Origin of the sequence: Rubrivirga sp., assembly GCF_049648075.1 — a bacterium.
Taxonomy (GTDB): domain Bacteria; phylum Bacteroidota; class Rhodothermia; order Rhodothermales; family Rubricoccaceae; genus Rubrivirga.
In genome coordinates, this window is record NZ_JBARYR010000335.1 from 1 (window position 1) to 3,348 (window position 3,348).

Genomic DNA, 3,348 nt, shown 5'->3' on the forward strand with positions numbered 1-3,348 from the left:
GGATGACACGAGGTTTGTCAGCCCACTCAGCGCCGCGCGGGGCGGACGGGAGGGTGACGTCGAGCGTCGGGTAGGGCTCGGGGACCAGCATCGAGAACGCCAACATCGTCCCGTCGGGCGACCACGCCAGCCCGCTCGGCGACCGCTCGAGTTGCGTCAGGCGCGCGACTTGCCCCGTGTCCTGCCAGCGGACAAACAGCTCGGCGCCCTGGTCGGTCCCTGCCACGAACGCCACGCGGTCCCCACTCGGCGACCATCGCGGCGACGACTCGCTGCCCTCGCCTATCGTCAGTTTGCGGTGGCCGGTCCCGTCCGCGTTCACGGTCCACAGCGACCGTCGGCGCCGGTCCGTCATCCGGTCCATGCTGGTGCGGACGTAGACGACGGTCTCGCCATCAGGCGAGATCTGCGGGTCTGCCGCCCACTCGAGCTCGAACACGTCCTCGAGGGCGAACCGCTCCTGGGCGAGCGTGGGGACAGCGAGAAGGGCGAGGAGAGCGACGAGCGGGCGCATGACGGCAGAGACAGTCTGCGCCGATGATAAACCCGCCCGTGCGTCGTCCTCGAGGTCGTTACCGGGTGCCGCCGAAGGCCGCGAACACGCTCGTCTTGTGCAGCACGTCCACCGTCCGGAAGCCGACGCGGCGCAGCAGGTCGATCTGGTAGAGCAGCGGTCGCGGCGTGTCCTCTTTCTCGACGTAGGCGAACACGCGCTCGCGAAACGCCTCGTCCTCGAGGTCGGAGAGGTACTCGCCGTAGCGCGACCACATCAGCGACTGGATCGCCTCGGCGCTGTGCGTGACCAGGTCGGAGAGCCAGAACGAGCCGCCCGGACGCAGCGATCGATGCACGGCCTGGAAGACCGACTCCCACTCGGCATCCGTCCGCAGGTGGTGGAGCGCGGCGCCCGTCACCACGATGTCGTAGCGGTCGGCCTCGAGGTCGAGGTCCCGGATGTCGGCCTGAATGGCGCGCACGGGCTTCGAGGTCGCCGCCGAAACGCGCTCGAGGGCGCGGTCCAGCATCGGCCGGCAGGTCCACCAGGTCGACCTCGAGGTCGGGGATCTCTTGGAGCAGTCGCAGCGCGTAGTTGCCGGCCCCGCAGCCGATGTCCAGGATCCGTGTCGCGCGGGGCGTGCTCGCGGCGGCGGCCTGGGCGATCAACTCGAGGACGAGCGGCGCGTCGATGGTCGTCGCCTGTCCGACCTCGAGGCTGGAGAACCGCTCGACGTCGCCGTCGAAGCGGGCGCGGATCTCGTCGACGGTCGACGTCGCCATCCGGGCTACCGTTTCGGAGACGACACGCGGATCATGTAGAGCGGGTCGTCGCCCAGGCCCGCCAGCTCGAGCCGGTTGCCCTCCACCTTGGCGTGCCCGACGCGCATGGCGATCAGCTCCCCGTCGAAAAAGGTCTCATGGCTCGGCTCCTCGAACAGCAGGTACGGCCCGAGCATGTCGAAGCGGATGGCGTCCCCGTCGGGCGACACCGTCGCGGTCCCGTCGTCGTGGAACGCGATCTGGACGCCGGCAACCACGCCCGCGTTGTCCATGACGCCCCCTTCCCACGTCCCGATCAGCTCGGGCGGTACCTCGGGCGGGGACGCGCGCCCGTATCGCTGCGGCGGCGGCTCGTCCTCGATGCCGCTGACGGACAGCGTCAGCGTGTCGCCCTCGAGGTCGAGATCGACCGTGATCGAGTCGCCCTCGAGGACGAGCCGTCCGTCCTTGACGCGGTAGGGCGTCGTGAAGAGGTAGGCCATCGTGCCGGTGTACTCGTCCTCTTGAACGACGGTGTCGACGAGGGTCGAGTCGGTGAGGACGAGGTGCCGGTAGAGCACCGTGTGGACGTAGGTCTCGGGGCCGTTCTCGCCCTTGACCTCGTGCTTCGTCGAGACGGTGTCGGCGTTGGCCCACGTGCCGTACATCTCGGCTGGCAACGTGGTGTCGGCGACGGCGAACAGAGCGAGGAGCGCGAGGATCATGAGGGGGTTGTTCTCGAGGGCCGTCAGGCCGGCGCAGCCAACGGCTACTGCCCGGGGCCGCGGGGCTCTCGGACCATCGAGAGGTCGTCGCCGTCGGGCTCGGGGATTCGGAGGCGGTCACCATCGACCTCGATGCGTCGGGCGCGTCGGGTGACGATCTCGCCCTCCGCGTAGACCCGGTCCCTCCGGTTCTCGGTCAGGAGGTACGGGCCGAGCACCGTGAACGCCACGTCGCCGTCGGGCGACTCGGTCACGGTCCCGTCGGGGTGGACGATAATCCGGATCCCGACGACGATCCCCGCGCGGTCCGTCACGCGGCTGACCCACGACCCGACCAGGTCCGGCGAGACGCCCGACCCGCGGACGTAGCTCGTCGGCGGGGCGCCGTCCGGCATGCCGACCTGGCGGACCGTCAGCGTGTCGTCCTCGAGGTCGACCTCGAAACGAACGGCGTCGCCCTCGAGGGCGAGGAGGCCGTCCTCGAGGCGGTATGGCCTCGTGAACACGTAGGCCGTGGGGCCGGAGGTCGAGCTTTCATGCACGAAGGTGTCTACGAGCGTGGAGTCGGTGATCTCGACCTGGCGGTAGAGCACGGTGGTGGTCAGGACCTCGGGTCCGTCCGGGCCGTTGACCTCGACCTCGGTCGTGACGGGGTCACCGTTGACCCACGTGCCCTGGATGCCGGCGGGCTGCGTCGTGTCGGCGCAGGCGAAGAGAGCCAGGAGGGCGAAGATCAGAGGGGCGGTCGCCCTCGAGGCCGAGACTCGACCTCGAGGACGCCGGAGGTTAGGCATAGTCCTCCATCGGAGGGCAGGAGCAGACCAGGTTGCGGTCGCCGTAGGCGTTGTCGACGCGGCCCGTGCTCGGCCAGAACTTGGACGCGCGGTCGCCCGTCGGCCAGGCGGCTTGGCTCCGGGTGTACGGGTGGCTCCACTCGTCGGCGGTCACCTCGAGGACGGTGTGGGGCGCCATCTTGAGCACGTTGTCGTCTGCGTCGGCGGTGCCGATCTCGACCTCCTGGATCTCGGTGCGGATCGAGATCATGGCGTCGCAGAACCGGTCGAGCTCGGCCTTCGACTCGCTCTCGGTCGGCTCGATCATCAACGTGCCCGTGACGGGCCAGCTCATCGTCGGCGCGTGGAAGCCGTAGTCTATGAGGCGCTTGGCGATGTCCTCGGCGCCGATGCCCACCTTCTGGAACGGGCGGACGTCCAGGATGAACTCGTGAGCGACCAGGCCGCCCGGCCCACGGTAGAGCACGTCGTAGTGGCCCTCGAGCCGCTTCGCCATGTAGTTGGCGTTCAGGATCGCGATCTGGCTCGCCTTCTTCAGGCCCTCCGCGCCCATCATGGCGATGTAGGCCCAC

Annotated in this window: 5 protein-coding genes and 1 pseudogene; 1 reads left to right on the forward strand and 5 read right to left on the reverse strand. The window is 69.3% G+C overall.

Features of this window, described 5'->3' with window-relative positions; translation table 11 throughout:
* Positions 1-514, reverse strand: a 514-nt coding sequence (locus WBA11_RS10015) for a TolB family protein (protein WP_424520556.1), incomplete at its 3' end; no start/stop codon positions are given.
* A 58-nt stretch (positions 515-572) separates the two neighbouring features.
* Positions 573-977: a class I SAM-dependent methyltransferase gene (locus tag WBA11_RS10020; protein WP_424520557.1), complete on the reverse strand. Its 405-nt coding sequence runs from the start codon at positions 975-977 to the stop codon at positions 573-575.
* Here WBA11_RS10020 and WBA11_RS10025 point away from each other — a divergent pair.
* The gene (locus WBA11_RS10025; protein WP_424520558.1) at positions 967-1,317 is read left to right on the forward strand and encodes a hypothetical protein; all 351 of its coding nucleotides are present in this window, start codon (positions 967-969) and stop codon (positions 1,315-1,317) included. The genes WBA11_RS10020 and WBA11_RS10025 overlap by 11 nt on opposite strands.
* Here the strand turns inward: WBA11_RS10025 and WBA11_RS10030 are convergent.
* The 3 genes and pseudogenes from WBA11_RS10030 to WBA11_RS10040 all read right to left on the reverse strand — a co-directional run.
* Positions 1,284-1,982, reverse strand: a complete 699-nt coding sequence (locus WBA11_RS10030; RefSeq protein ID WP_424520559.1) for a hypothetical protein — start codon at positions 1,980-1,982, stop codon at positions 1,284-1,286. The genes WBA11_RS10025 and WBA11_RS10030 overlap by 34 nt on opposite strands.
* 44 nt (positions 1,983-2,026) lie before the next feature.
* Entirely contained in the window at positions 2,027-2,776 is a 750-nt protein-coding gene (locus WBA11_RS10035) for a hypothetical protein (RefSeq protein WP_424520560.1), read from the reverse strand.
* Positions 2,769-3,348: pseudogene (locus WBA11_RS10040) on the reverse strand (glycine dehydrogenase (aminomethyl-transferring)); the annotation flags it as partial. The gene WBA11_RS10035 and the pseudogene WBA11_RS10040, both read right to left, overlap by 8 nt.

What these genes read in the sequence shown, in the direction of transcription:
- WBA11_RS10025 (WP_424520558.1), top strand. Translation starts at nt 967, where the DNA reads ATGGCGCGCACGGGCTTCGAGGTCGCCGCCGAAACGCGCTCGAGGGCG.
- WBA11_RS10030 (WP_424520559.1), bottom strand. Translation starts at nt 1,982, where the DNA reads ATGATCCTCGCGCTCCTCGCTCTGTTCGCCGTCGCCGACACCACGTTG.
- WBA11_RS10035 (WP_424520560.1), bottom strand. Translation starts at nt 2,776, where the DNA reads ATGCCTAACCTCCGGCGTCCTCGAGGTCGAGTCTCGGCCTCGAGGGCG.